The organism is Pseudarthrobacter sp. CC12 (assembly GCF_039907755.1).
Taxonomy (GTDB): domain Bacteria; phylum Actinomycetota; class Actinomycetes; order Actinomycetales; family Micrococcaceae; genus Arthrobacter; species Arthrobacter niigatensis.
Map to the genome: position 1 here is coordinate 1 of NZ_JARDJH010000050.1, position 23,484 is coordinate 23,484.

The 23,484-nt window shown below is 65.9% G+C and carries 25 protein-coding genes and 1 riboswitch; of the genes, 7 read left to right on the top strand and 18 right to left on the bottom strand.

What is annotated here, in order from left to right; translation table 11 throughout:
* Positions 1-157 precede the first annotated feature (157 nt).
* Positions 158-2,170 (top strand): M3 family metallopeptidase, encoded by a 2,013-nt coding sequence (locus PV772_RS21240; RefSeq protein WP_347887475.1) that lies wholly within the window; start codon positions 158-160, stop codon positions 2,168-2,170.
* Positions 2,171-2,253: 83 nt separating this feature from the next.
* On the opposite strand, the gene pdxS is transcribed toward PV772_RS21240, so the two are convergent.
* The 6 genes from pdxS to PV772_RS21270 form a co-directional block, all read right to left on the bottom strand.
* Positions 2,254-3,180 carry a pyridoxal 5'-phosphate synthase lyase subunit PdxS gene (pdxS, locus tag PV772_RS21245; RefSeq protein ID WP_141181666.1) on the bottom strand — a complete coding sequence of 309 codons (927 nt, stop codon included), beginning with the start codon at positions 3,178-3,180 and terminating at the stop codon, positions 2,254-2,256.
* Positions 3,181-3,317: 137 nt separating this feature from the next.
* Positions 3,318-3,941 carry a phosphatidylinositol phosphate synthase gene (gene pgsA, locus PV772_RS21250; RefSeq protein WP_347887476.1) on the bottom strand — a complete coding sequence of 208 codons (624 nt, stop codon included), beginning with the start codon at positions 3,939-3,941 and terminating at the stop codon, positions 3,318-3,320.
* Complete coding sequence (locus tag PV772_RS21255) at positions 3,931-4,518, bottom strand: HIT domain-containing protein (RefSeq protein ID WP_347887477.1); 588 nt, start codon at positions 4,516-4,518, stop codon at positions 3,931-3,933. The genes pgsA and PV772_RS21255 overlap by 11 nt, the downstream gene beginning before the upstream one ends.
* A gap of 18 nt (positions 4,519-4,536) precedes the next feature.
* Positions 4,537-6,546 carry a threonine--tRNA ligase gene (gene thrS / locus PV772_RS21260; protein WP_307356389.1) on the bottom strand — a complete coding sequence of 670 codons (2,010 nt, stop codon included), beginning with the start codon at positions 6,544-6,546 and terminating at the stop codon, positions 4,537-4,539.
* Positions 6,547-6,674: 128 nt separating this feature from the next.
* Positions 6,675-10,190 (bottom strand): DNA polymerase III subunit alpha, encoded by a 3,516-nt coding sequence (gene dnaE, locus PV772_RS21265; protein WP_347887478.1) that lies wholly within the window; start codon positions 10,188-10,190, stop codon positions 6,675-6,677.
* Positions 10,191-10,201: 11 nt separating this feature from the next.
* Positions 10,202-10,552 (bottom strand): DUF6504 family protein, encoded by a 351-nt coding sequence (locus PV772_RS21270; protein WP_141160312.1) that lies wholly within the window; start codon positions 10,550-10,552, stop codon positions 10,202-10,204.
* 131 nt (positions 10,553-10,683) lie between these two features.
* On the opposite strand from PV772_RS21270, the gene PV772_RS21275 reads away from it, so the two are divergent.
* A complete protein-coding gene (locus tag PV772_RS21275; protein WP_141160311.1) occupies positions 10,684-11,073 on the top strand; it encodes a hypothetical protein in 390 nt (129 codons plus the stop codon).
* Between the two features lie 6 nt (positions 11,074-11,079).
* Here PV772_RS21275 and PV772_RS21280 read toward each other — a convergent pair whose 3' ends face one another.
* A complete protein-coding gene (locus PV772_RS21280) occupies positions 11,080-11,400 on the bottom strand; it encodes a chorismate mutase (RefSeq protein WP_168223142.1) in 321 nt (106 codons plus the stop codon).
* 19 nt (positions 11,401-11,419) lie between these two features.
* On the opposite strand from PV772_RS21280, the gene PV772_RS21285 reads away from it, so the two are divergent.
* Complete coding sequence (locus PV772_RS21285) at positions 11,420-11,842, top strand: VOC family protein (RefSeq protein WP_347887479.1); 423 nt, start codon at positions 11,420-11,422, stop codon at positions 11,840-11,842.
* A 25-nt stretch (positions 11,843-11,867) separates the two neighbouring features.
* On the opposite strand, the gene PV772_RS21290 is transcribed toward PV772_RS21285, so the two are convergent.
* Positions 11,868-12,611: an SOS response-associated peptidase gene (locus PV772_RS21290; RefSeq protein WP_347887488.1), complete on the bottom strand. Its 744-nt coding sequence runs from the start codon at positions 12,609-12,611 to the stop codon at positions 11,868-11,870.
* Positions 12,612-12,762: 151 nt separating this feature from the next.
* On the opposite strand from PV772_RS21290, the gene PV772_RS21295 reads away from it, so the two are divergent.
* Positions 12,763-13,020 carry a mycoredoxin gene (locus tag PV772_RS21295; protein WP_043454512.1) on the top strand — a complete coding sequence of 86 codons (258 nt, stop codon included), beginning with the start codon at positions 12,763-12,765 and terminating at the stop codon, positions 13,018-13,020.
* 25 nt (positions 13,021-13,045) lie between these two features.
* Here PV772_RS21295 and PV772_RS21300 read toward each other — a convergent pair whose 3' ends face one another.
* The 4 genes from PV772_RS21300 to PV772_RS21315 form a co-directional block, all read right to left on the bottom strand.
* Positions 13,046-13,795 carry a lipoate--protein ligase family protein gene (locus tag PV772_RS21300; protein WP_347887480.1) on the bottom strand — a complete coding sequence of 250 codons (750 nt, stop codon included), beginning with the start codon at positions 13,793-13,795 and terminating at the stop codon, positions 13,046-13,048.
* A 107-nt stretch (positions 13,796-13,902) separates the two neighbouring features.
* Positions 13,903-15,615 (bottom strand): AarF/UbiB family protein, encoded by a 1,713-nt coding sequence (locus PV772_RS21305; protein ID WP_347887481.1) that lies wholly within the window; start codon positions 15,613-15,615, stop codon positions 13,903-13,905.
* Between the two features lie 5 nt (positions 15,616-15,620).
* Entirely contained in the window at positions 15,621-16,160 is a 540-nt protein-coding gene (locus PV772_RS21310; RefSeq protein ID WP_141181674.1) for a PadR family transcriptional regulator, read from the bottom strand.
* Positions 16,161-16,236: 76 nt separating this feature from the next.
* A complete protein-coding gene (locus PV772_RS21315; protein WP_141160304.1) occupies positions 16,237-17,040 on the bottom strand; it encodes a thioesterase family protein in 804 nt (267 codons plus the stop codon).
* 161 nt (positions 17,041-17,201) lie between these two features.
* Between PV772_RS21315 and PV772_RS21320 the strand changes: the two genes are divergently transcribed.
* A complete protein-coding gene (locus tag PV772_RS21320; RefSeq protein ID WP_141160303.1) occupies positions 17,202-17,879 on the top strand; it encodes an endonuclease/exonuclease/phosphatase family protein in 678 nt (225 codons plus the stop codon).
* Positions 17,880-17,908: 29 nt separating this feature from the next.
* Here the strand turns inward: PV772_RS21320 and PV772_RS21325 are convergent, their stop codons facing one another.
* Positions 17,909-18,439, bottom strand: coding sequence for an NUDIX hydrolase (locus PV772_RS21325; RefSeq protein WP_141160302.1), 531 nt, complete (start codon positions 18,437-18,439; stop codon positions 17,909-17,911).
* A gap of 32 nt (positions 18,440-18,471) precedes the next feature.
* Entirely contained in the window at positions 18,472-18,663 is a 192-nt protein-coding gene (locus tag PV772_RS21330; protein WP_141161570.1) for a DUF1918 domain-containing protein, read from the bottom strand.
* Positions 18,664-18,737: 74 nt separating this feature from the next.
* Between PV772_RS21330 and PV772_RS21335 the strand changes: the two genes are divergently transcribed.
* Complete coding sequence (locus PV772_RS21335; protein WP_347887482.1) at positions 18,738-19,247, top strand: metallophosphoesterase; 510 nt, start codon at positions 18,738-18,740, stop codon at positions 19,245-19,247.
* 149 nt (positions 19,248-19,396) lie between these two features.
* Positions 19,397-20,290: a glucose 1-dehydrogenase gene (locus PV772_RS21340; protein ID WP_141160300.1), complete on the top strand. Its 894-nt coding sequence runs from the start codon at positions 19,397-19,399 to the stop codon at positions 20,288-20,290.
* Between the two features lie 56 nt (positions 20,291-20,346).
* Here PV772_RS21340 and PV772_RS21345 read toward each other — a convergent pair whose 3' ends face one another.
* Genes PV772_RS21345 through PV772_RS21360 form a run of 4 tightly spaced genes read right to left on the bottom strand, consistent with a single transcriptional unit; the run spans position 20,347 to position 23,059 of the window.
* Positions 20,347-20,793, bottom strand: a complete 447-nt coding sequence (locus PV772_RS21345) for a DUF1810 domain-containing protein (protein ID WP_141160299.1) — start codon at positions 20,791-20,793, stop codon at positions 20,347-20,349.
* Between the two features lie 20 nt (positions 20,794-20,813).
* The gene (locus PV772_RS21350; RefSeq protein ID WP_347887489.1) at positions 20,814-21,332 is read right to left on the bottom strand and encodes a DNA alkylation repair protein; all 519 of its coding nucleotides are present in this window, start codon (positions 21,330-21,332) and stop codon (positions 20,814-20,816) included.
* Positions 21,329-21,688 carry a TraR/DksA C4-type zinc finger protein gene (locus tag PV772_RS21355; protein WP_141181677.1) on the bottom strand — a complete coding sequence of 120 codons (360 nt, stop codon included), beginning with the start codon at positions 21,686-21,688 and terminating at the stop codon, positions 21,329-21,331. The genes PV772_RS21350 and PV772_RS21355 overlap by 4 nt, the downstream gene beginning before the upstream one ends.
* Before the next feature lie 21 nt (positions 21,689-21,709).
* Positions 21,710-23,059 carry a lytic transglycosylase domain-containing protein gene (locus PV772_RS21360; RefSeq protein ID WP_347887483.1) on the bottom strand — a complete coding sequence of 450 codons (1,350 nt, stop codon included), beginning with the start codon at positions 23,057-23,059 and terminating at the stop codon, positions 21,710-21,712.
* Positions 23,060-23,280: 221 nt separating this feature from the next.
* A riboswitch (cyclic di-AMP (ydaO/yuaA leader) is annotated at positions 23,281-23,481 on the top strand.
* Positions 23,482-23,484: the final 3 nt, after the last annotated feature.

The window sequence follows — 23,484 nt, forward strand, 5'->3', positions numbered from 1 at the left end:
CAGAACCCATACCGGCATCGGAGGCAAAACCCCCATCAGCCGCGTTCACAACCTCAGTGGGAATTACACCTAGCGGCCATTGTAGGTATGCCCGCTGGGAGCACACGCCCACGTGGATGTGATTGAGAAGCGCGTCCCGCTGTGAAAGGTTTAGCCCATGACCAACCCGCTCCTGGCCGCCAGTCCCCTGCCCTACGGCCTCCCCCCTTTCGAGGCCCTTAGCGCAGACATGTACGGCGCCGCCATTGAAGAAGGATTGGCAGCCCACCTGGCCGAGATCCTGGCCATCACCGGCAACTCCCAGCCGGCAACCTTCGACAATACGGCCCTGGCCATGGAACGCTCCGGGCAGCTCCTCAACAGGGCAGCCGCAGCGTTTTTTACCCTGGTGTCAGCGGACGCCTCTGCGGAGATCCGGGAACTTGAGACCGGGCTTTCGCCGCGCTTCTCGGCCCACCAGGACGAGGTGTACCTCAATAAGGCGCTGTACGAGCGCTTCGCCGCCATCGATACTGTCAACCTGGAGGCTGAGTCGGCCCGGCTGGTGGAGGAGTACCTCAAGGAGTTCCGCCAATCCGGGATCCAGCTCGATGCACCGGCCCAGGAGCGGCTGCGGGCCATCAACGCGGACTTGGCCCGGCTGGGCACGGAGTTCGGCCAGCGGGTCAAGAAGGGGATGAAATCCGCGGCGCTGCTGGTGGAGGATGCCGGCGAGCTCGCGGGCCTGCCGGCTGACGACGTCGCCAGTGCCGCTGAGGCAGCCCGCGCCGCCGGGCACGGGGGCAAGTACTTGGTCACGCTGATCCAGCCCGGCAACCAGCCTGCCCTGGCCTCGCTCGAGAACCGGGACGTCCGCCGTCGCCTGTTCGAGGCATCCGTGGGAAGGGGCAGTGGAGGCGGACACCTGGATGTCCTGGATCTCGCCAGGGACATGGCCGGGTTGCGGGCCGAAAAGGCCCAACTGCTGGGTTTCGCGAACTACGCCGAACTTGTGGCCGACCGACAGACGGCGCCGGATTTCGAGGCAGTGCAAACGATGCTGGGCCGGATGGCGCCGGCGGCTGTCCGCAACGCCGACGCTGAGGCCGCGGCCCTTGCGGACGTCGCAGGGCATCCACTGGAAGCCTGGGATTGGGCCTACTATTCGGCAAAGGTACGTCGCGAAAAATACGAAGTTAATGAACAGGCACTGCGTCCGTACTTGGAGCTGGACCGGGTCATCACGGATGGAGTGTTCTTTGCCGCCACTGCGCTGTACGGGATCACATTCCACGAGCGGCCCGACCTCAAGGCCTACCACCCGGATGTCCGGATCTGGGAAGTCCGGGATGGGGACGGAACCGGGCTGGGGCTCTTCCTCGGCGACTACTACTCGCGTGAATCCAAGCGCGGCGGAGCGTGGATGAACTCGCTCGTGGACCAGTCGTGGCTGCTGGGCACCCGGCCCGTGGTGACCAATACGCTCAACATTTCCAAGCCGCCGGCGGGCGAACCGACACTCCTCACCCTGGATGAGCTGCGGACCCTGTTCCACGAGTTCGGCCATGCGCTGCACGGCCTGTTTTCCAACGTCACCTACCCCCGGTTCTCCGGCACCTCCGTGCCGCGGGACTTCGTGGAGTACCCCTCCCAGGTCAACGAAATGTGGATTATGTGGCCGGAGGTGTTGTCCAACTATGCCCGGCACCACGTCACCGGCGAACCGCTGCCGCAGGACGTGGTGGACCGGCTGGAGGAATCCCGGCTCTGGGGCGAAGGGTTTGCCACCACCGAGTACCTGGGCGCGGCCCTCCTGGACCTGGCGTGGCACACGCTGGAACCGGGCAACGTTCCGGATGATGCGCTGGAGTTTGAGGCGAAGGCCCTGGCTGCGGCGGGGATCTCGCACCCACTGATCCCGCCCCGCTACCGGACGGGCTACTTCCAGCACATCTTCTCCGGCGCCGGATACGCGGCGGGCTACTACTCCTACATCTGGAGCGAGGTGCTGGATGCCGAAACGGTCGACTGGTTCACGGAAAACGGCGGCCTGGCCAGAACCAACGGCGAACGCTTCCGGCGGGAACTGCTCAGCCGCGGCAACAGCCGGGACCCGCTGGAATCCTTCCGGATCCTGAGGGGCCGCGAAGCGCGCCTGGACCCGCTGCTGAAGCGCCGCGGCCTGGAATAGCCACTACTGCTTAAAAGAACGACGCCGGCCCCCACCAAAAGAGGTGAGGAGCCGGCGTCGTCATTACTTGGGCGAGGAGGGAATTACCAGCCGCGTTCTGCGAGGCGGTGCGGCTGGGGGATTTCGTCGACGTTGATGCCCACCATGGCTTCGCCGAGCCCGCGGGAGGCCTTGGCGATGACGTCGGGGTCGTCGAAGAAGGTAGTGGCCTTCACAACGGCGGCGGCGCGCTGGGCGGGGTTGCCGGACTTGAAGATGCCGGAGCCGACGAACACGCCGTCGGCGCCGAGCTGCATCATCATGGCAGCGTCAGCGGGGGTGGCGATGCCGCCGGCGGTGAACAGGACAACGGGCAGCTTGCCGGCCGCGGCGACTTCCTTGACCAGTTCGTACGGGGCCTGCAGTTCCTTGGCGGCGACGTACAGCTCGTCCTCGGGCAGGGAGGACAGCCGGGCGATCTCCGAGCGGATCTTGCGCATGTGGCCTGTGGCGTTGGAGACATCGCCGGTGCCGGCTTCGCCCTTGGAGCGGATCATGGCCGCGCCCTCGTTGATGCGGCGCAGGGCCTCACCGAGGTTGGTGGCACCGCAGACGAAGGGAACCTTGAAGTTCCACTTGTCGATGTGGTTGACGTAGTCGGCCGGGGTCAGGACCTCGGACTCGTCGATGTAGTCGACACCGAGGGACTGCAGGACCTGGGCCTCGACGAAGTGGCCGATGCGGGCCTTGGCCATGACCGGGATGGACACGGCGTCAATGATCTGGTCGATCATGTCGGGATCGGACATGCGGGACACGCCGCCCTGGGCGCGGATATCGGCCGGAACACGCTCCAGCGCCATGACTGCCACGGCACCGGCGTCTTCGGCGATGCGGGCCTGCTCGACGTTGACGACGTCCATGATGACGCCGCCCTTGAGCATCTCGGCCATGCCACGCTTCACGCGGCTGCTGCCCGTGACGCTGCTCGCGGACGAACCGGCCTCGTTGCTTACATCAGGTGTAGACACAAAAACCCCTATGGGTAGACAGATGATCTTCGCCGGGCATGCGGCGGCAGCTGCCGGAAGTGCACGCACGGGTTGCCGGGTCGCTTGACCGGGCACTTATATACTAGTCCCCCGCCGCACGGCAGGCTTAATCATGCTTAATCAGCGGGCGTCGGCTCCGCCAGGGCCTGCCGGCGCACCGACAGTACGCGCTGCACCACGGTGACGAAGCTCGCTGCCGCCAGGAGGACCAGGGTAGCCAGGAGCACCACAGCCGGCAGGCCCAGTCCGGTAAGGCCGGTAACCACCAGCACCGAAACCAGGCGTTCGGCCCGTTCTGCGATGCCGACGTTGGCGGTGAACCCCAGCGACTCTGCCTTGGCACGGGCGTATGAGACAACCATGCCCAGCACCAGGCACAGCAGGGCGCAGACGGCGATGGCCCCATTGTTGCCACCGGTGAAGAACCATACGGACACCCCGGCAAAGAGGGCGCCGTCGGCGATGCGGTCAAGGGTGGAGTCGAGGAAGTTTCCCCAGCGGCTCTTGACGTCCTGCATCCTGGCCATGATGCCGTCCAGGACATCGGAAAAGATGAAGGCGGTGATGAAGACTGTCCCCCAGAAAAGCTGGCCCAGCGGGTAGAAAACCAGGGCTCCGGCGGCAACTCCTGCGGTTCCGAGAATGGTTACCGTGTCCGGGGACACGCCGATTTTCAGGAGCCAGCGGGCCAGCGGGGTGAACAGCGCGGTGAAGAAACCGCGGGCATGCCTATTCAGCATCCGACTCCCCGGGCCAGGCATCAGCCACTTGCTGCCGGACCTCGTCAAGGGTCTGGGTAATGGCTTTGGTCTGCGCAATGATGGGGAAGAAGTTCCCGTCCCCGCCCCAGCGCGGCACAATGTGCTGGTGCAGGTGTGCGGAGATTCCCGCACCCCCAACCACACCCTGGTTCATGCCAAGGTTGAAGCCGCCGGGATTGGAGACCTTTCGGAGGACCCGCATGGCAGTCTGGGTGAGTTCGCTGAACTCAGCTGTTTCCTCGACCGTGAGGTCTGTGAAATCCGGGATGTGCCGATAGGGGCAAACCAGAAGGTGGCCCGGGTTATAGGGGAACAGGTTCAGCACCACGTAGCAGGTCCGGCCGCGGTAGACAATCAACGCTTCCTCGTCAGTGCGGGAGGGGCCGACACAGAACGGGCAGTCGTCCTCATTCTTGAACTGGTGCTGGCCGCCCTTAATGTAGGCCATGCGGTGCGGAGTCCACAGGCGCTGGAAGGCGTCCGGGACACCGGCGAGGGCAAAGTCGTCGGTAACGCCGGCATCGCCCGGATATCCTGCGCCTGTGTTCTCCTGCACTGTGCTGCTTCCGTTCGGCTAGCTGGTCCGGTTGCGGACGGCTTCGGTGATCCGCTTGACCGCTTCCGCGACGGGCACACCGTTGTCCTGGCTTCCGTCGCGGAAGCGGAATGACACAGCGCCCGCCTCGGCGTCGTCCCCGCCGGCGATGAGAACGAACGGGATCTTGTCCTTGCTGGCGGTGCGGATCTTCTTGGGAAAGCGGTCCGAGGTGGTGTCCACCTCGGCACGGATACCCGCCGCCTTGAGCTGGCCTACGACGTCGAACATGTAGTCGTTGAACGCCTCCGCCACGGGGATGCCCACGACCTGGACCGGGGCCAGCCACGCGGGGAAGGCCCCGGCGTAGTGCTCGGTGAGGACGCCCATGAAGCGTTCCACCGATCCGAAAAGTGCACGGTGGATCATCACCGGGCGCTGGCGGCTGCCATCGGCGGCCTGGTACTCGAGTTCGAAGCGCTCGGGCAGGTTGAAGTCCAGCTGGATGGTGGACATCTGCCAGGTGCGGCCCAGGGCATCCTTGGCCTGCACGGAAATCTTGGGACCGTAGAAGGCGGCTCCGCCCGGATCGGGCACCAGCTCCAGCCCGGATTCCTGGGCCACTTCGGCGAGGGTGGCGGTGGCTTCCTCCCAGGTGGCGTCGTCGCCGACGTACTTCTCGGGGTCCTTGGTGGACAGCTCCAGGTAGAAGTCGTTAAGCCCGTAGTCCTTGAGCAGGTCCAGGACGAAGGTCAGGGTCTTGGTGAGCTCGTCCTTCATCTGCCCGCGGGTGCAGTAGATGTGGGCGTCGTCCTGTGTCATGCCCCGGACACGGGTGAGGCCGTGCACCACGCCGGACTTCTCGTACCGGTACACCGAGCCGAATTCGAACAGCCGCAGGGGCAGTTCGCGGTAGGACCGGCCGCGGGAACGGAAGATGAGGTTGTGCATGGGGCAGTTCATCGGCTTCAGGTAGTAGTCCTGCCCGGGCTTGCGGACGGTGCCGTCCTCGTTGAGTTCAGGGTCCACGTGCATCGGGGGGAACATGCCGTCCCTGTACCAGTCCAGGTGGCCCGAGACCTCGTACAGGTGTCCCTTGGTGATGTGCGGGGTGTAGACGAACTCGTAGCCGGCTTCGACGTGGCGCTGGCGCGAGTAATCCTCCATCTCCTTGCGGATGATCCCGCCCTTGGGGTGGAAGACGGGAAGGCCGGATCCGAGTTCGTCAGGGAAGGAGAACAGGTCCAGTTCGGAGCCGAGCTTGCGGTGGTCGCGGCGCTCCGCCTCTGCGATGCGCTCCTGGTACGCCTTCAGGGCGTCCTTGGTGGGCCACGCGGTGCCGTAGATGCGCTGGAGCTGCTGGTTCTTCTGGTTGCCCAGCCAGTAGGCAGACGACGAACGGGTCAGGGCAAAGGCGTTTGAGATGAGCTTGGTGTTGGGCAGGTGCGGGCCACGGCAGAGGTCGCACCACACCGTGGTGCCTTCCTTGCGCTCGACGTTGTCGTAGATGGTGATGTCGCCGGCGCCGACCTCGACGTTCACGCCCTCCCCGGCTTCGGCGGCCTCGTTCTTCTTGCCCAGGAGTTCGAGCTTGTAGGGCTCGTTCTTCATGGCTTCGCGGGCCTCTTCCTCGCTGACCACGCGCCGGACGAACTTCTGGTTCTGGTTGACGATTTTCAGCATCATCTTTTCGAGGGTCTTGAGATCCTCGGGGGTGAAAGGCTCGGCGACGTCGAAGTCGAAGTAGAAGCCGTCGGTGATGTAAGGGCCGATGCCGAGCTTGGCGTCGGGACGCAGCTGCTGCACTGCCTGCGCCATCACGTGGGCTGTGGAGTGGCGCAGGACGTTCAGGCCGTCGGGCGAATCAATGGTGACGCCCTCCACCTCGGCGCCTTCGGGCAGTTCCTGGTCAAGGTCCTTCAGCTCGCCGTTGACGCGGGCCACAACAACATCACGGCGCTCAAAGAAGAGTTCCGCACCGGTTGTCCCGGTAGTCACCTTGGTCTCTTCGCCATCGACGAGAAGGGTGATCTGCTGGGCATCTGACACGGGTGTCTCCTATTCAAAGTTAAGGCTTCATAGCTTGTGGCATACGGGGACCACAGCCAGCCACCGTCAATGCTATCGGTTCCGGTATGGGGCGACCAACGCGGCACACTGGGGCTGGGACAGAGCCCTCACCCGTTGAACCCGGTGATCGCCAGCGTCCTGGTGATGCCATCCAGCGGATGCGGCCCATCTTCGACGGCCTCATGGCCGGCCACAGGAGTGGGCTCTGTGGCGGATTCCGGGAAGGGCAGGCTCTCCGTACGGCTCAGGTCCCACGCCATGCTCGCGCTGATGCTGATGCCCCTGGGACCGGTCCTTCGGGTGGTTCCACGGATCAGCAGCAGGCGGGTACCAAACAAAAGCGGTCCGGCGCTTTCCTGTGCCTCGTGGAAGAACACCGAATCCACGCAGCCGGTGCCGTCGTCGATGCTGATGAACACCACCCGCCTTCCGCCGCGCATCGGCGGCGTCTGGGTGGCAACCCGAACCCCTGCCACCAGGACCTCAGTACCGTTGCGGAGGCCGAGGAGTTTGTCGGCAGTGGTGACGCCCAGCTTTTCCAGCAGTGGCCTGTGGCTTTCCATCAGGTGGGTACTGACATCCACCGCCATGAGATCAAGTTCCGCCCTGACATTTTCGACCAGGGTGGGGGCTGGAAGCCCAGGTTTGATATTCCGCAGTTCGATGTCGCCCAGGGGAAGGGACAGCTGCCCATCCAGGACCTCAATGCCTTTCTTTCCTGTCTTTGCTGTTTGGAGCTGCTGCAGATGGTGCACCAGGTCCGCGCGGTTGGCAGGGCCTCCGGCTTCCCGGTGCAGGGAATCAAAAGCCCCCAGTTGCGCAAGGCGCCTGATGCTGGGCTTGCTCAGCCGCGAGCGCGCCCGAAGGTCCGCCAGTGAGTCGTAAGGCTGGCCGGCGACGATCCGTTTCAGTTCTGCAGCAGACAGACCGTAGATTCCGTTCAGGCTGAGCCGGATTCCGAGCCGGCCGGCATCCGTGCCTGACGCGATCCGCTCCACGCGGTATTCTGCTTTGCTTCGGTTGATGTCCAGGGGAAGGATGGGAATACCCAGCCGGCGGGCTTCGGCCACCAGCAGCCGTTTGGGATACATGCCGGGGTCGTGCTCCCACAAGCCTGCGAGGAAAGCTTCGGGGTGGTGTGTCTTCAGCCAGGCGGACTGGTAGGTGGGGACGGCGAAGGCAGCACCGTGGGCCTTGCAAAAACCGAAACTGGCAAAAGACTTCAATGTCCCCCACACCTTGTCCACCACTTCAGGGGCATACCCCTTGGCTTTGGCATGGCGCCGGAAGTACTCTTCCACCCTGGCTTCACCGGCTTCGTTGCTCAACGCCCTGCGGAATTCATCGGCTTTGGCCAGCCCGCACCCGGTCATGACATCCAGGGTCTTCAGGATCTGCTCGTGGAAAACCGTGACCCCATGGGTTTCCTGCAGCACTGGTTTGAGATCCGGGTGCGGGTAAACCTCGGGGGCGAACCCGTGCCGGTGTTCCAGGAAGGGCCGCACCATGTCCGATTTCATGGGCCCCGGGCGGAACAGTGAAATGTCGATGATGAGGTCGTTGAACTCCCGTGGCGCCATCTTGCCGATCAATTCACGTTGTCCGGGGGATTCGATCTGGAAGCAGCCAAGGGTGTGCGTGCTCCTGATCAGCTCATAGGTGGCTTCGTCGTCGAGGGGGACGGCGTTCAGGTCGATCCGGCCGTTGCCGGCAATGTAATCCGGCCCCGAACCAAAAGGTCCAATGGGGTGGTTCCCAGCCTCCACCACTTCTTCCTTTGAGGGGTGGATCCTGATGATTTCCCGGACGGCAAATGCCATGGCGCTTTGCATACGGACACCCAGGATATCGAGTTTGAGCATGCCCATGGGGTCCATGTCATGTTTGTCGAACTGGCTCATGGGCAGGCCAAGCCCGCTTGGCTGGACGGGTGTGCGGTCCAGCAGCGTGGCATCGCCCAGGATCACCCCACATGGGTGCATGGATATGTGGCGGGGCAGCCGGTCAAGGCGTTCGGTCAGGTCTACCAGCAGGTCAAGTTGCTGGTTTCCCTGCGCATCGGACTGCTCCACCCTTCCGGCAAATTCCCGCAGTTCGGGTTTTTCCTGCAGGGCTTCACGGAATTTCCGCGCTGAGAACCGCCACAGCTGCTTGGCAATCTCCCCCACCTCGCCATCGTCCATGCCCAGCGCCAGCCCGGCGTCGCGGACTGCACCACGGGCCCGGTATCCGTTCTGCATGCTCATGAGGGTTACACGCTCGGAGCCGAAGCGCTCGAAGATCCTGTGGTAGACGTTGTGCCGCTCGGCACTTTCGACGTCGATGTCAATGTCCGGGAGGGTGGCGCGGTCGTTGGAGAGGAAGCGTTCAAAGATCAGGTCATGCTGGAGGGGGTTCACATGGCTGACGTCTATCAGGTAGTTGACCAGGCTTGATGCCCCCGATCCCCTGGCAGCCGCCCGGACTCCCATGTCCTGGATCATCCTGGAGACCTCCGCAACAGTGAGGAAATAGGAGGAGAAGCCCAGGTTCTGGATGATCCCCAGTTCATGGTCCAAACGGGCCATCATGTCCCGCTCCGCCGTACCGCCGATGCCCGGGAACCGCCTGCCGATTCCGGCATGGCAGCGCTGGAGGAGCTCCGTGTGGGGATCCTGGTTGATGCCGATGACGGCAGCTTCCGGCACCACTGGCTGTTTCCATCCCATATCAGTGGCGGGGTCGATCCGGCAGAGGTCGGCGAGCGCCTCGGTCTGCGCCATCAACTGCTTGAGGTCTGCGGCACCATAACCGGCGGCGGAGATGATTTCCTTACCAAGGCCCAGCATTTGATCCGCTGATTTCAGCCATCCCTGGCCCGTGGGTTGCAGGAGTGGCTCCCCTACAAGTTCCGGGAGGGACTTCAAAGTCCGCGCGGAGTCAAGGACATCCGCGGTCGGTGCACCATCGGCTGCGCAATACCGGACGGCGTTGGTGAGGACTGCCGGAACATGGTGTTCCTCCGCGAGCCGTAGCATGCGCACAGCGTGCGCCGTGCTGAAAGGACTGCCCGGCGCACTGAGTTGGGAGACGATCTCCGCCACCACAGTTCCGGCGGGCATTGCGTCAAGCCATTGCTTGAACAGGGTCCTGGGACGCAGGTAGCGCCGGCCGCCCATGGCCCGGCCGACGTCCGAGTCCGGGCCGATCAGCACCGTCAGCACCGGTTTGAGGGTGTGGGGGTCGAGGGTGCGGGAGGCCAGCTCGGCACGGGTCACCGCGGTGGGTACCGCTCCCCCGGCTTTCCCGGAGGTCCTCGCGTGCGCATCGGAAACCAGCCGGCACAAGGCGCGGTACCCGGCACCGTTATTCTGCCCCCTGGCCAGCACCACCACCCTGCCTGCAACCTGGGTGCGGTGATCGCCGTCGTCGTCAAATACCGCCAGGTCCACGCCTACGATGGGGTCGATGCCCGCCGCCATACAGGCTTTGAGGTGCTTGATGGTGCCGTACAGGCCGTCCCGGTCGGTGCAGGCGAGGGCCGTGGCGCCATCGGCAGCGGCAGCCATGGCCAGTTCCTCCGGCCAGGAAACTCCGTAATGGGCGCTGAATGCCGTGGAAACGTGCAAGTGGGTAAAGCTCATAGTGTTCCGGGTCAGGCAGTCTTGGGGTGAAGGGCGTCATGGATCCGCACCAGCCGCCACCGGTTGCTGCGGAGATGGCGGGAAAGGTCAAGGGTCAGGACTTCTGCCCCGGGCGGTTCCTGTGCCGCGGCGGAACGGGCGGCACCCCGGGCGGGCAGCACCTGGACCCGCCAGATTTCGTGGTCCACCACTCCGGGCCCGCTGCCCAGGGGAGCCCTGCTGTCCTCAGCCCACCACTGCCGGCGTTCGTACCAGCGGACGGGTTCTGCGCAGACGGTATAGGACACACCTGCCCATACCAAGGATTCCGGCTCACCTGTGGGGGCACACGCCACGTCAACAGATTCGCTGAACATGCCCATGCGCACCTCCCGGACCTAACCCATCACAACGTGATTCGAACATGTATTCGAATAAATTCAGTCTACGCCGGGTTCTCACCAAAACATAGGCGGGGGTGGACGGGGCGTGCGGCAGGGAGCAGGATGTTGGCATGAGTACCGATGACGCACTCCTGAAGCAGGCCAGCATCAAGACACAGGACTCCACCCTGGTTGCCACGTTCGATATCGACGGCACCATTCCGGGCTCGGGCGCCTACGTGGTGGGTTTGATGGGAGCCTCGCCCGATTTTTCAGCGCAGCGCCGGCTGTGCATTGAGTTCATGAACGGGGAGGCCATAGCCTGCTACTCGTTCAACCGGGACCAGGGAATCGAGGAGGATTTCGATCTTTCCGGAGTGTCCCATTCGGAGAACAGCATCACCGGAAGCTTTCCCATGACGGCCTTGAATGGCCTCGGGAAGGGACATGTCCTGTCAGCCTTCAGCGAGGCGGACGGGCGGGAGTTCCAGCACGGGGTGCCGGTGGAGGAAGCGCTTTAGCCTTCCTCAGCTGTTTTCTTTGTGGATCCGCAGTTCAAGTTCAATGAATGCGGAGATCATGGCCCGGTAGGTTGCTTCAACGATGTCCGGGTCGATGTCCTTTTTCTCCGCAGCGGACCGCACATGTTCAATAATCCGCTCTACGCGGCCGGGGGCACGCACCTCCGCGTCATCGCCCTTCAGCGTGCCGGCGATCCTGATCAGCCGCTCGCGGCGGGCGATCAGGGTAACGATCTGGTCATCGACTTCGTCAACGGCAACCCGGACCGCAGCGAGCTGTTCCCTGTCGGCGCGGGCATCCCGGTCGTTTCCTTGAATTGTCGCCATCATCTGACACTATCGAAGCATGGAGCCCAGAGTCGACTTTATTTCCCTCGGTGTTCGCAGCGTCGAGGAGTCCCGTGCTTTCTACGTTGACGGCCTCGGCTGGCCGGTCCACCGCGAAGTCGCCGGGGAAGTGGTGTTCATCCAGGTGAACCACGGCCTGGTGCTTTCGCTCTGGGATGCCCGCCAGATGCAGGCCGAAGCCGTGACCGGCCGCCCGGACGGGATCCCCTGCATTACCCTGAGCCACAACCTGGGAAGCCCCGAAGAGGTGGACAGCGTCATGGAACAGGCCGCGGCCGCTGGTGCCGCCATTATTGCCGAGCCCGTCACCAAGGCCTGGGGCGGCTATACCGGGTACTTTGCCGATCCCGACGGTTTTCGCTGGGAAGTGGCATACAACCCCACCTGGACGGTGGACGACGCCGGTTCGGTCACCGTTTGAGGGCAGTACACCCTGCGCCGGGCTGCTAGAACAGAGCTTCCACCGGGCGGATGAGTTCCGGGCCGTTGTTCCGGACGTTGCCCACGTCCTTGCCTACGGATTCCACGCGCCAGTCCGCAGCGGCGTCCTTAACCCCTGACCGCACCAGGTCAACCAGCGCGGCGGCATCATCCGCCTGCGGGTCCAGCCAGGCTTCCATGGTGGACTTATCCATGGGCAGCGGCACCCTGTCGTGGAGTTCGGTCAGCTTCCCGAAAATGGTGGATTCCGCCCCGGGCGGAGGGGTGTCCGCCGTCAGGATCGAGGTGGACAGCAGCCAGCGGCCCGGCTCCCCCTCCGGTACGGACGGGTCCTTCCACCACTCATACAGGCCGGCGAAGGCCAGGCCACGGTCCCCACCGGGATGCACGTAGTACGGCTGCTTCGACTTCCCCGGGCCTTGCTTCCATTCGTAGTAGCCGTCGGCCGGGACGGCACAGCGGCGGGACTGGACGGCCTTGCGGAAGGCAGGCTTCTCCAGCACAGTTTCGCTGCGGGCGTTGATCATGCCCGAACCAATTTTCGGGTCCTTGGCCCAGGACGGAACCAGGCCCCAGCGCGCCACATGCAGCTGGCGCGCCTGGCGGGGCGCGGCACTGTCATCCACCAGCCGCTCCAGCACGATCGGGACGGGGTCAGTGGGTGCAACATTCCACGACGGCGGGATGCTCACCTCATCTTCGATTTCGGCGTCGAACTCGGCCAGGAGGTCCCCCACGGCCCGTGCCATTACGTAGCGTCCACACATGGCACCAGCTTGCCACCGGCCGCCACAAACTGTCATCCGGGCACCGCAGCAGCCTTTGGACGCCGGGGAATACCGGCCGCCGCGCTACGGTTGACAGTAAGGAAACCTTTCAAGCGACGTATAGGAGATCCCTGTGGACTTCACTCCCGAATCCGGCACCATCACCATGTTTTCCACCACGTGGTGCGGCTACTGCAACCGGCTCAAGAAGCAGCTGGACGCCCAGGGGATCGGCTACACCGAGATCAACATCGAAGAGGTGGACGGAACTGCCGAACTCGTGGAGCAGCTGAACGGCGGCAACCGCACCGTCCCCACGGTCCTCTTCCCGGACGGCAGCGCGGCCACCAACCCGTCCGCCGCCGAGGTCAAGAGCCGCCTGGCCGCCTGACCGGCCGCGCACCAATTGATGCGGGTCATGCCCCCAGGCTGCTGAAGGAAGCAGTTTCCAGGGTGGCATGGCCCGCATACGTTTCCAGGAGGGCCTGCTCAACGGCGGCCACGTCCAAACCCGGCACCAGGTCATTGGCGGCGCCGGCGGTGGCAGGATCCCAGTCCAGGCCCAGCGCCGCGTAGCTGTCGGTAAGGACCTTGCGGATCGGGGCGGAGTCCTCCACCACGATCACCGAGCTGAAGAGCCATGCACCGGAGACCACCCGCTGGGCGGTGCCCACCAGTTTTATCCTGCGGGAACTGTCCATGGCATCGGTTCCGTGGACGCTGAACTCGCCGGGACAGTACTCGCCGGGGATCTCCCCCACCGCCGCCTGCACGCCTACGTTCTGCAGCGCCTCCGCAAACAGCCCTCCGAAGCACCCGAACCGGGCCTTGGATCCGGCGACGGCGTCCGCGTCCGGCTCAATGTGGTCCACCACCAGGCTGCCCCGGTGGTAGGCGGCCGCGCGTCCGCCGGCCCTCCGGACCAGGGGTTCGAACCCATGATCGCGGCAGGCCTGGGCGGCGGCCTCGAAACCCGGCAGCCGGGTGTCCCGCTGCCCGAACGCCACCGTGGGCGCGGGCCGGTACAGCCGCAGGGTGGGCCCCAAACCGCCGCTTCGTGCCCTCGCCAGCAGCTCCAGCCCGAATTCGAGGTCACGGCCAGCGCCGAGCGACACATCCTGCCGCACCACGGTAAGCGCGCTGGATCCGGTACCGGTGTGGTGCATAGTGCGGGGCTCCCAGGCATTCAGCGTCGACAGCTACGGTGGCGACGGGTTCAGCGCCTGCCAATGGGCAGGCCACCCCTAGGTTACGCCCGACGGCGGCGGCGGCCTTAACGCCCCCGGCGCCCCACCCACAGGGCGTGAAGCAGCGGAACGGCCGATGCGGTCATCAGCGCATTCCCCAGGGCAAGGTCGTCGGGCCGGACCACTGCCCCGGCGAGCAGCAGGGCTCCGAAGACCAGGGCGGACGCCGCGCGGCGCACGGCCCTGTCCAGCCGGGCCGCCTGGCGTTCCAGGCGTGGTACGGCTACCTGCAGCGATCCCTCCTCCAGCCGTCCTGCCAGGGCGTCCAGCCGGCCGGGGAGGCGGAAGGCAACAGCGGCGGCGTCGATGGCCTGCCGGGCCGCGTCCTGCACCAGGTTGCCCCGCTCGTTCCGCAGCAGCCGGGCGGCGTACGGCTCCACCGAGTCCCAGAGGTTGAAACGCTCGTCCAACGCACTGCACACTCCGGAGGTGAGGGACATGGCCCGGATGATGAGGAGGAAGTTTTCCGGCAGCTGGAACGGCAACGAGCGGACCACGTCACCGAACTCCACCGCAAAGTCACGGAACTCGCGCGGGTCCACTTCCCGGAGTTCGGCGAAGCCTTTGCCGCCGAAACGGGCAAAGAGCTGCGTCATGGCGCGCTCCAGTCCAACGCTGTCCGCGGACGGCATCAGGACGCCCACATCATTGATGGCCCCCACCAGGCCCTTCCCGTCCCGGGCTGCGGCCGCGATCAGCAGCTTCCGGAGCCCGCTGCGCGTGGAAGGGGTCACCTCTCCCATCATGCCGAAGTCGATGAACGTCAGCTTCCAGGGCAGTTCCCCGTCCCCTGGCGGGACCGGGGTGACAAAGATGTTCCCGGGATGCGGGTCGGCGTGGAAGAAGCCGTTGGTGAACAGCTGGTCGAACATGATGGACGCGAACACCGGCGCCACGGTTGCTGGATCGATCCCTGCGGCACGGAGGGACTGGACGTCCGTGATCTTGATGGCCGTGACGTCTTCCAGGGTAAGCACCCGGCGGGTGGTCCGCTCCCAGACCACGCCCGGAACCTCCACCCGGCTATCACCGGCGAAGTCCGCGGCAAAGCGCTCGGCATTGACGGCTTCGTGCAGGTAGTCGATTTCCAGCAGGCTGGTCTGGGCGAACTCCTCCACCAGCGCCGGCATGTCCGCCCGGCGGGAAACGAGCCGGATGTGGCTGAGCCAACCGGCGACCCTGCGCAGGGCGGCGAGGTCGACGTCGACGATCGCGCCGATGCCCGGCCGCTGCACCTTCAGGACCACGGCATCGAGGCCGGTGTCCCCGGCATCGAGGGTATCCAGGCGTGCCCGGTGCGCCTGGCCCAGGGAGGCAGCCGCGATGGGGGCGGGATCGACGGACGCGAAGACCCTCTCCAGCGGCGTCCCCAGTTCCTGGGCTGCGAGGGCCGAGATGGCCGGGAAGGCCACCGGGGGAACCTCGTCCTGCAGCCCCTCCAGCTCCTTAGTGATTTCCGGCGGCAGGACATCAAGCCGGGAGGACAGGAACTGGCCCACCTTGATCATGAGTCCCCCAAGTTCCACGGCCAGGTCGTGGAACCGCTGGGCGAAGCGCCGCATCCGCCGTGAACGGCTCCGCGCAGCCATCCAGCCGAGCCCCACCCGCGGCAGGAACAGCTCGAACCACCAGGTGGAGGCAAGGTTCCACGCTGCGAAGCGCAGGATCCTCCGGTAGCGCCCGCGGTGCTCCCGCAGGGGTGGCGGAGGGTTGGCCCCCGCCTGGACCGTGGACGCCACCCGGTTCAGTCCTGGGCGAGGATGGCGTACAGGCGGCGGCGGGCCTCATCCAGCACCGCAACGGCCTGGTGCACCTGGTCCTGGGATCCCGTACGGCCCACCTGCGCCGCGGCCTGGGCCAGTTCGATCCCGGCCTTGGGGAGGGAAGCAACGCCGCCGGACACGGGGCCGGCCGGATCCCAGGGCGCCGAGCCATGGTGGGCCGCCGCTTCCTCCCGGCCCGCTTCGGTCAGCGAATAGATTTTGCGGCCGTTCGATTCCTCGGCACTGATCGAACCTTCGTCCGCCAGCAGCTGCAGCGTCGGGTAGACCGAACCTGCGCTCGGCTTCCAGCTGCCGCCGCTGCGCTCCTCGATCTCCCGGATGATCTGGTAACCGTGCATGGGCTGCTCGGCGAGCAGTGCCAGGACCGCCGCCCGCACTTCGCCTTTTCCGGCCCGGGTACCGGCCCGCTTCTCAAACCGGGAACGCAGCTCCTCGACGGCCTGCCACATGCCGTCGAGGTTGTTCCCGCCAAATCCGCCTGCAGGGTGTGAAGCACGCATGATGAACTCCTTTGCCAATCGCGAACGATATACAACGATACTCAGCGATATATGGCCGCGCCATAGCCGGGAGGGGTCAGGATTTGCGCAGTGTCAGGATCTGTTCGGCCCGGCCGAAGGGGCCCTGCAGGTCGTGGAGCACGGTGGATGTCAGCCCGATCCCGTCACTGCCGAAGGAAACGGCGTTGTCCAGTCCCAGCCATTCCCCCTGGGGGCGGCGGTACATGTGGATCTGCAGGTCCAGGTTGGGGAACGCGTAACTGCCCTTTCCCGGCGGAACCCGGGCGGCAATGCCGTTGGCTGTATCGACCAGGCCCGTGAGCCGGGCAAGGTCGCCGCTGTCGGCGGCGCTGGTCAGCGGGTGGTCGGTGCGGAGCCACACTTTGCCGGCTCCGGGGCGGTGTCCCTCGGCCACCCTCATTTCGAGGGAGCGGATGTAGCCACCGGGCCAGACGGCCGCGCCGTCGTACGGCTTGCATTCGTCCGGGCCGGGGATGGCGGCGTCCTCGACGGCCGCAACGCCGGCGGTATCACTGGTCAGCATGCGCCACCCCGTGGCGCGGATGGCGGTGCGCCCGCCGGCCACCAGTTCCGCCTGGACCAGTTCGATGGTTTTGCCGGGACGCAGCGTGGTGGTGTCGATCCGGAACTCCCCGCCGGGAATCAGCCCGAGGATCTCGTAGCTGATGCGGGCCATCCGCATGTCGTCCCGCGGTTGGTGCCGTTCAAGCACGTCCGCCATGAGGCCCGATGCCGGGGCCATGTGCTGTTCGTGGGCGTTCCAGGCGCCCTGGGCGTGGATGGTGGACCGGAAGCGGGCGCCGCCCAGGTCCTGGTAGTAGAAATTGCCTTCGGCGAGTTCAGGCAGGTCTGCGGTCAAGGCTGGCCCCTTACGGAAATTCAGTGAATTGCCACTAACTCTATCTCCCGGGGACATGGCGCGGCACGGCGGCGCAGGCGGCGAAATGTTGGAGGGTGCAGGGAGCAATCGGACTAGAGTAAGGAACTGGTCCTGTCAGCAACCCTCAAAAGAGGTGTTTCATGCGCGTCATCAGCTACAACCTCCGCAAGCACAAGGCCAGCGGCGAGCTCCTCGCCCTGGCCCGGAACCATGACATCGATGCGCTGTGCCTCCAGGAAGTGGATGCCAGCGACCTCCCGGAAACCCTTGGGCCCCTGCACCTCGCGGATGCCACGAAAGGCAACCGGCTGGGGCTGGCCATCTACTACCGCACCAGCCGCTTCACCGCCCTGGACACGCAGTCCTTCGCGTTGAAGAAATCGATGCATGACAGGGTGCTGGCGCCGGCACACGAGCGGCTGATCGGCACCCGGGTGATGGACACCGAAACACAGCATGAACTGGTGATCGGCTCCTTTCATGCTGCCCCGTTGACGGCGTCGAACTCATTGCGGCGGAAGCAGATCCACGCCGCCCATGCGGAACTCCTGAGCATGGGAAGGGGCCTGATGACCCTGATGGTGGGCGACTTCAACTACCCGTTTTTCACCAAGAACCTGGACATGCACATGAAGAACTCCGGCTACGCCCTCTCCCTGAGCAACCGGCGGACCTACACCCGGTACAAGGTGTTCAAGGGCCATTTTGACTTCGCTACGTCGCTGGGCCTGGACATCGCCAGCGTGGAAACGCTGCCGCGCGGAAATTCCGACCACCTGCCCATCCTGGTCACCGCGGAGTACGGCGAGGGGTACTAGCCCCGGCTCCAGGCACAGGCCGCGCCGGCCTACCAGCGTCCGCCTGCCCAGGGTTCGTCGGCGTCCAGCCGCGCCAGCAGCTCCGGCCACGCCGCGGCGAAACCGGGGTGCAGGTCCAGTGCCCCCACCTCCGCCACCGGGATCCAGAGCAGCGCGATGCTTTCGGGGTCGCTGATCACCGGTTCAAAGGATTCCCGCACCCGCACCACCACCGTGGTGTAGGACCAGTAACCATGGTCCAGCACGGAAGTGAACAGCACCTCCACGCTCTCCGACGGGACGGCAGCTTCCTCGTAGGCCTCCCGGAGGGCACCGTCAACCGGCTCTTCGCCCTGGTGCAGGGCCCCGCCGGGCAGGCCCCAGGTTCCGCCGTTGTGGCTCCAAACCGCGCGGTGCTGCAGCAGGACTCCCCTGCCGGGATCCCAGGCCAGGACCCCGGCCGCTCCGAACCTGCCCCAGAACCGGCCGCGGTCCCCTTCCACCCAGGCATCGCCCGGGTCACGGGGGCCGGTCCGCGGCGGCGGAGTGGCGGACAGGCTGGAGGGCGGGAAATGATCCATTGCCCCAGTTTGACAGGTGAAGCGGCGGGACGTCAGGTGCCCTGCCCGTGGTCGACGGCGAAATCACCGCCGGGATACATGACTGTTTCGTGGCCGTCGTCGAAGCGGACGAGGTACGGCGGGTGCCCGCCCTCGCCACGCACCTCGAGGATCACACCGTGCCGGTCCGCGGATCCCACATTCCTGCCACGCACGACGATCCGGTCGCCTTGGGCTGCCTCCATGGCAATCACCTCCACGGCCCAAGGGTACGACCCGCAGGCGCACCGGAACAGGGCCGCATGGCAGGATTTCCGGTATGCCACTGAACCTCGTCCTGCTCGCTGACACCCATGTGCCAAAACGCGCCAAAGACCTGCCGGAACAGGTATGGGCCGCCGTCGAAAATGCCGACGTGGTGTTCCACTCGGGCGACTGGGTGGAGGCGGAGTTGCTCGACGAGTTCGAGCAACGGAGCAGGCGCCTCTTGGGTGTTTACGGCAACAATGACGGCCCCGACCTTCGCCGCCGGTTGCCCGGGCGCACCACCGCAGTCCTGGACGGGGTGCGTTTTGCGATGGTCCACGAGACCGGCCAGGCAAAGGGCCGCGAACTGCGGTGCGAGGCACTGTATCCGGACACGGACGTCCTGGTGTTCGGGCACAGCCACATTCCGTGGGATACGGTCTCGCCCGCCGGGCTCCGGCTGCTGAATCCCGGCTCGCCCACGGATCGGCGCCGCCAGCCGGCCTGCACCTACATGGAGGCCGTGGTGGACGGCGGCCGCCTGGCGGCGGAGGTCAGGCTGGTGGAGGTCCAGCGCGGCTGACCGCGGCGCCGCTTGGCAGGGCGGGAGCTTTTGCCTAGGCTGGGAACCGTAAGCATGCTTAGCTTCTCGCTGCTGCCCTGCGCAGCATTGCTGCTTCATGATCCCGGGCGACGAACCAGCCCGTGTCCCGCACGAACAGGAGTACCACCATGACCGACCAGTACACCTTCCGTAATCCCGTGACTGCCTACGAAAAGATCTCCCCGCCCAAGCAGCACCAGCCGGAGCCGGGACTTGATGCGGAACTGGCGCCCAAGGCCGACCTCGGCGAAGAAACCTACCGGGGCACCGGCCGCCTCGACGGCCGCCGGGCCATCGTGACCGGCGCGGACTCAGGCATCGGGGCAGCAACGGCAATCGCCTTTGCCAGGGAGGGTGCCGACGTCGTCCTTTCCTACCTGCCGCAGGAAGAGGAGGACGCCGCGCGCATTGCCGGAATCATTGAGGCTGCCGGCCGCAAGGCCGTCAAGGTACCGGGGGACCTCAAGGACTCGGCCGCCTGCCGGGAACTGGTGGACACGGCGGTGGCCGTGCTGGGCGGGGTTGACATCCTGGTCAACAACGCCGGAAAGCAGGTTGCGCAGGAGGACCTGGAAGACATCAGCGACGAGCAATTCGACCACACCCTGAAAACCAACGTCTATGCCATGTTCTGGGTGACCAAGGCCGCGGTACCGCATATGCCGGCGGGCTCAACGATCATCAACACTACGTCCATCCAGGCCTACAACCCCTCGCCTACCCTTGTGGACTACGCCACCACGAAGGCCAGCATCAACAACTTCACCAAGGGCCTGGCCCAGCAGCTGGCCCCCAAGGGCATCCGGGTGAACGCCGTGGCGCCGGGCCCGATCTGGACCCCACTGCAGGTCAGCAGCGGCCAGCCCAAGGAGGAACTCCCGGAATTCGGCCAGTCCACTCCCCTGGGCCGGGCGGGCCAGCCTGCTGAACTTGCCCCCGCCTACGTGTTCCTTGCCTCGCCCGAATCCAGCTATGTGGTGGGCGAAACGCTCAACGTCAACGGCGGCAGCCCGACGCCGTAGCGACCCGGCCGCCTGGGCGGTGCGGCGCACAGGCTGCCGCACCGCCTCCTCCGTGATCAGTCCGCCGCGTCCAGGCCGGCCAGGAGTTCGTCGGTGGCCGGGTCCGGTTCGCCATTGAAGAACTGGGCCAGGACGCTCTTGAACACAGTTTCTCCAGGGGCCGCCCGGAGGAACAGCGTCATGCAGGAGCGGAGCTTTTTGGCATCGACGCCACCGAAAATGTCTTCGGCGGACTGGTCGGCGTGGTTTGCCAGGACCAGTGAACACTCCAGGAGCCGTGGACCCAGCAGCTCGTGGTCCAGGTACGCTCGAGCCTCAGCAAGGGACGAAATGGCGTACCTGCGGGATGTGGCGCTCTGTCCCAGCCCGGCAAGCTGGGGGAATACAAACCACATCCAGTGCCCCGACTTCCGGCCCACCTGCAGCTCGCCCAGCGCCTGCTCATAGGTTCCGCCGGTGTTTTGGGCGGCAACAAAACGCTCAAGGTCAAACGGTTCATTCATATGGATCTCCTTGGTACGTTTCACATGGACAAGTATTTTTCAAGGGCGGCGGCTGCCGCCCGGAGCCCGGGGTCCGGATCTTCCCGCCACCGCGCCAGGACAACGCCGGCCCGCTGCCGTTCACGCCCGCCCAGCCCCGCAAGCAGCGGGACCAGGACATCGGAGAGCAGGGGCGCCGCCAGGTCCCCTGCCCGGGCGGAACGGAGGAACCCTTCCAGCCGGGTCAGGTCGGAATGCCGGAGCAGCCGCACCCGCGACTGCAGCAGCACCACGGCGGCCAGGCGGCGCTCGAACACCGGCCGCGGCTGTCCCCACAATGCGGAGGCCAGCATGACCGTGCCGTCATGGTCCAGGTCCTTGAATTTCCGCAGCGCGTCACGGACCGTCCCCCGGACGGCCCCCACCGACGATCCATACGAGGCCAGCTGCCCGCCCAGCCGGCTCCCGACGTCGTCGGCCCGGTACCAGGAGCCCTCATTCTGCAGCGTCCGGTCGACGAACTCCGCAGCCGCCGACACCACCTCCGGGGCCTCCGTCATCGCCCGCGGCCGGACGAGGCGTGCAGGATGCAGAACGGCGTCCATGGCCGGGCTTCCAGGCGGCCCTCGGCAATAGGCTCCCCGCACACCGCGCAGGTTCCGTAGGTTCCCGCGGCCAGTCGGTCAAGGGCCGCTTCGATCTGCCCAAGGCCGGCCGAGCTTTGTTTCAGGAGCGCTGAAGCCTGCGAGAGTTCGAAGGCAATGGTGGCACCTTCGGGATCGTGCTCGTCATCCACATTGGAGTCCTGGCGCGCCGAATTTGCGGCCTCGATATCCGCCCGCAGCGCCGGCAGCAGTGCCACGCGCCGGGCCCGCTCCTCTTCGAGCAGCGCGCGGAACCGTTCGAAATCAGGCATGGGGACAGCCTAACGCGTCAATCAGTACCAGTTCAGGGCGACGGAGTGGTTCCATGCCGCGCACGGGGAACCATACCGGTCCTTGATGTAGCCAAGGCCCCAGTCGACCTGCGTGCGGTAGCTGGTGAGCCAGTCGCTGCCGGCACTGGCGTACTTGCCCGGCGGCAGCGCCTGGGCTATTCCATAGGCACCGGAGTAGGCGTTGGTGGCCGTGGTCAGCCAGCTGGACTCCTTGGTCCACAGCTGGGCAAGGCACAGGAACTGGTCCTGGCCCCACCCGTAGGCGGCCAGGCGCCCCGATGCATAGCTTTTCGCTCCGGCCGGATCGTTCACCGCACCGCCGGGAACGGAAGGAACGACGACGGCGGGCTGAGCCGGCGGGGCCGGCGCCTCCGGGGCGGCCGGCCCGGGATCGACAGCGGGAGGAGGGACCGGAACGGGTTGGACACCGCCGGGCTGGACGGGACCTGCCGGGGCCGGGTTTGCCGCGGGCGCGGGTGCCTTCGGCTGCTGCGCCGCCGCGGCGGAGGCCCTGGCCTCGGCCTCCGCCTGCTGCCGGGCCTGCTCCTGCGCGGCGGCGCGCTTGGCCGCCTGGGCCGCCTCGTAGGCAGCCTGCGCCGCCTGGCCCTGGCGGTACTCACCCTCAAGGGCCGCCGTCGTGCCTTTCAGGGCTGCGAGCTGGGCTGTCAGCTCGCCGCCATGCCGCTGTTCCTCCGCCACCTGCCGGGCCAGCGAATCCTGGGCCGCGCGGGCGGACTCCAGCGTTGCCTTCGCCTCCGCGGCAAGCCGCTCCCGCTCGCTCCTGGCAACCTTCTCCTGGTCGGCAAGGGCGGCGGCTGCCTGTTCAGCGGCCGCCGCCTTGGTGACCAGGGCCGCAGTCTTGTCCCCAACGAGCTTGACCAGGTTGAGCCCCTGGACGCTGTTGGTTCCCAGGGCATCCAGCGCCACGAAGAACCCCGTGTTGGTTCCGCCGGTTTTGTAGGACTCGACAGCCAGGGCGCCGAGGTCTTTCCGGTAACGTGCCAACTCCTGGTTGGCGTGGGCGGACCGGGCGGAAAGGGTCTCGAGGCGGGAAGAAGCTGCCTGGAGCCCGGCGTCGGCGGCAGCGTACCCTGCCGCCGAGCGCACGGCGGCTTCCCCTGCCGCCTCAGACTCGGCTTCGAGGCGGGACAGCAGTCCGTTGATGATGGTGATCTCCCCCGCCTTCGAAGCTTCCGAGGACTGGGCCGCCTGCACGTCTGCCCACGAAGGATACCCGCCGGTTGGGGGCGGGTCGTCGGCAGTGGCCGGAAGGACAACGGTGGCGGCCAGGGCAACAGCCGCCAGGCCCCCCAGTACGGGGAACCTGGCGGTGGTCACGAACAGGGGCATAGTCCCGAAGCTTACCGGCGGATTGGAGGGGCACGCAGGAAGCCGTCTCCACATTGTTACTTGGACGGTAGCCACCGCCATCAGTCGAGGTCAGGCGGGAAGCAGGCTTATCGTCCACACGTTTGCGCAATTCGAGAGGGCAGCCTCGTATGTTACCTAAATGTGACAATCGCCGTGCCCATGGGTTAGGGTCGTCAGGTGTCCCTCTCAGACGGGACATTCCCGTCAGTATGCCGAGCCCTGCCGCTGACCATGGGATCCAACCGCTCCAGTTGGCAGGGACGGGGGAACCAAGTTTCCACGGCCACATGTGGCCTAGGGGTTAAGTCGGCAGCGCCTCCCTCCATCGCGGGGCCGCTCCCGGCCGGGTATCTCCAGCCCGAACCCGACAGCTCACCCCGCAGGCATGGGAGAGGCGATCAACC

What these genes read in the sequence shown, in the direction of transcription:
- pgsA (WP_347887476.1), bottom strand. Translation starts at nt 3,941, where the DNA reads ATGCTGAATAGGCATGCCCGCGGTTTCTTCACCGCGCTGTTCACCCCG.
- PV772_RS21360 (WP_347887483.1), bottom strand. Translation starts at nt 23,059, where the DNA reads ATGCCCCTGTTCGTGACCACCGCCAGGTTCCCCGTACTGGGGGGCCTG.
- PV772_RS21320 (WP_141160303.1), top strand. Translation starts at nt 17,202, where the DNA reads ATGCGCGTCATCAGCTACAACCTCCGCAAGCACAAGGCCAGCGGCGAG.
- PV772_RS21280 (WP_168223142.1), bottom strand. Translation starts at nt 11,400, where the DNA reads ATGGCGACAATTCAAGGAAACGACCGGGATGCCCGCGCCGACAGGGAA.
- PV772_RS21355 (WP_141181677.1), bottom strand. Translation starts at nt 21,688, where the DNA reads ATGCCTGATTTCGAACGGTTCCGCGCGCTGCTCGAAGAGGAGCGGGCC.
- PV772_RS21270 (WP_141160312.1), bottom strand. Translation starts at nt 10,552, where the DNA reads ATGGGCATGTTCAGCGAATCTGTTGACGTGGCGTGTGCCCCCACAGGT.
- PV772_RS21345 (WP_141160299.1), bottom strand. Translation starts at nt 20,793, where the DNA reads ATGAATGAACCGTTTGACCTTGAGCGTTTTGTTGCCGCCCAAAACACC.
- PV772_RS21275 (WP_141160311.1), top strand. Translation starts at nt 10,684, where the DNA reads ATGAGTACCGATGACGCACTCCTGAAGCAGGCCAGCATCAAGACACAG.
- PV772_RS21330 (WP_141161570.1), bottom strand. Translation starts at nt 18,663, where the DNA reads ATGGAGGCAGCCCAAGGCGACCGGATCGTCGTGCGTGGCAGGAATGTG.
- PV772_RS21325 (WP_141160302.1), bottom strand. Translation starts at nt 18,439, where the DNA reads ATGGATCATTTCCCGCCCTCCAGCCTGTCCGCCACTCCGCCGCCGCGG.
- PV772_RS21310 (WP_141181674.1), bottom strand. Translation starts at nt 16,160, where the DNA reads ATGCGTGCTTCACACCCTGCAGGCGGATTTGGCGGGAACAACCTCGAC.
- PV772_RS21290 (WP_347887488.1), bottom strand. Translation starts at nt 12,611, where the DNA reads ATGGCACGGGCCGTGGGGGACCTCCTGGCCGAGTTCGACGCCGAAATC.
- PV772_RS21285 (WP_347887479.1), top strand. Translation starts at nt 11,420, where the DNA reads ATGGAGCCCAGAGTCGACTTTATTTCCCTCGGTGTTCGCAGCGTCGAG.
- PV772_RS21340 (WP_141160300.1), top strand. Translation starts at nt 19,397, where the DNA reads ATGACCGACCAGTACACCTTCCGTAATCCCGTGACTGCCTACGAAAAG.
- PV772_RS21335 (WP_347887482.1), top strand. Translation starts at nt 18,738, where the DNA reads ATGCCACTGAACCTCGTCCTGCTCGCTGACACCCATGTGCCAAAACGC.
- PV772_RS21300 (WP_347887480.1), bottom strand. Translation starts at nt 13,795, where the DNA reads ATGCACCACACCGGTACCGGATCCAGCGCGCTTACCGTGGTGCGGCAG.
- dnaE (WP_347887478.1), bottom strand. Translation starts at nt 10,190, where the DNA reads ATGAGCTTTACCCACTTGCACGTTTCCACGGCATTCAGCGCCCATTAC.
- PV772_RS21240 (WP_347887475.1), top strand. Translation starts at nt 158, where the DNA reads ATGACCAACCCGCTCCTGGCCGCCAGTCCCCTGCCCTACGGCCTCCCC.
- PV772_RS21350 (WP_347887489.1), bottom strand. Translation starts at nt 21,332, where the DNA reads ATGACGGAGGCCCCGGAGGTGGTGTCGGCGGCTGCGGAGTTCGTCGAC.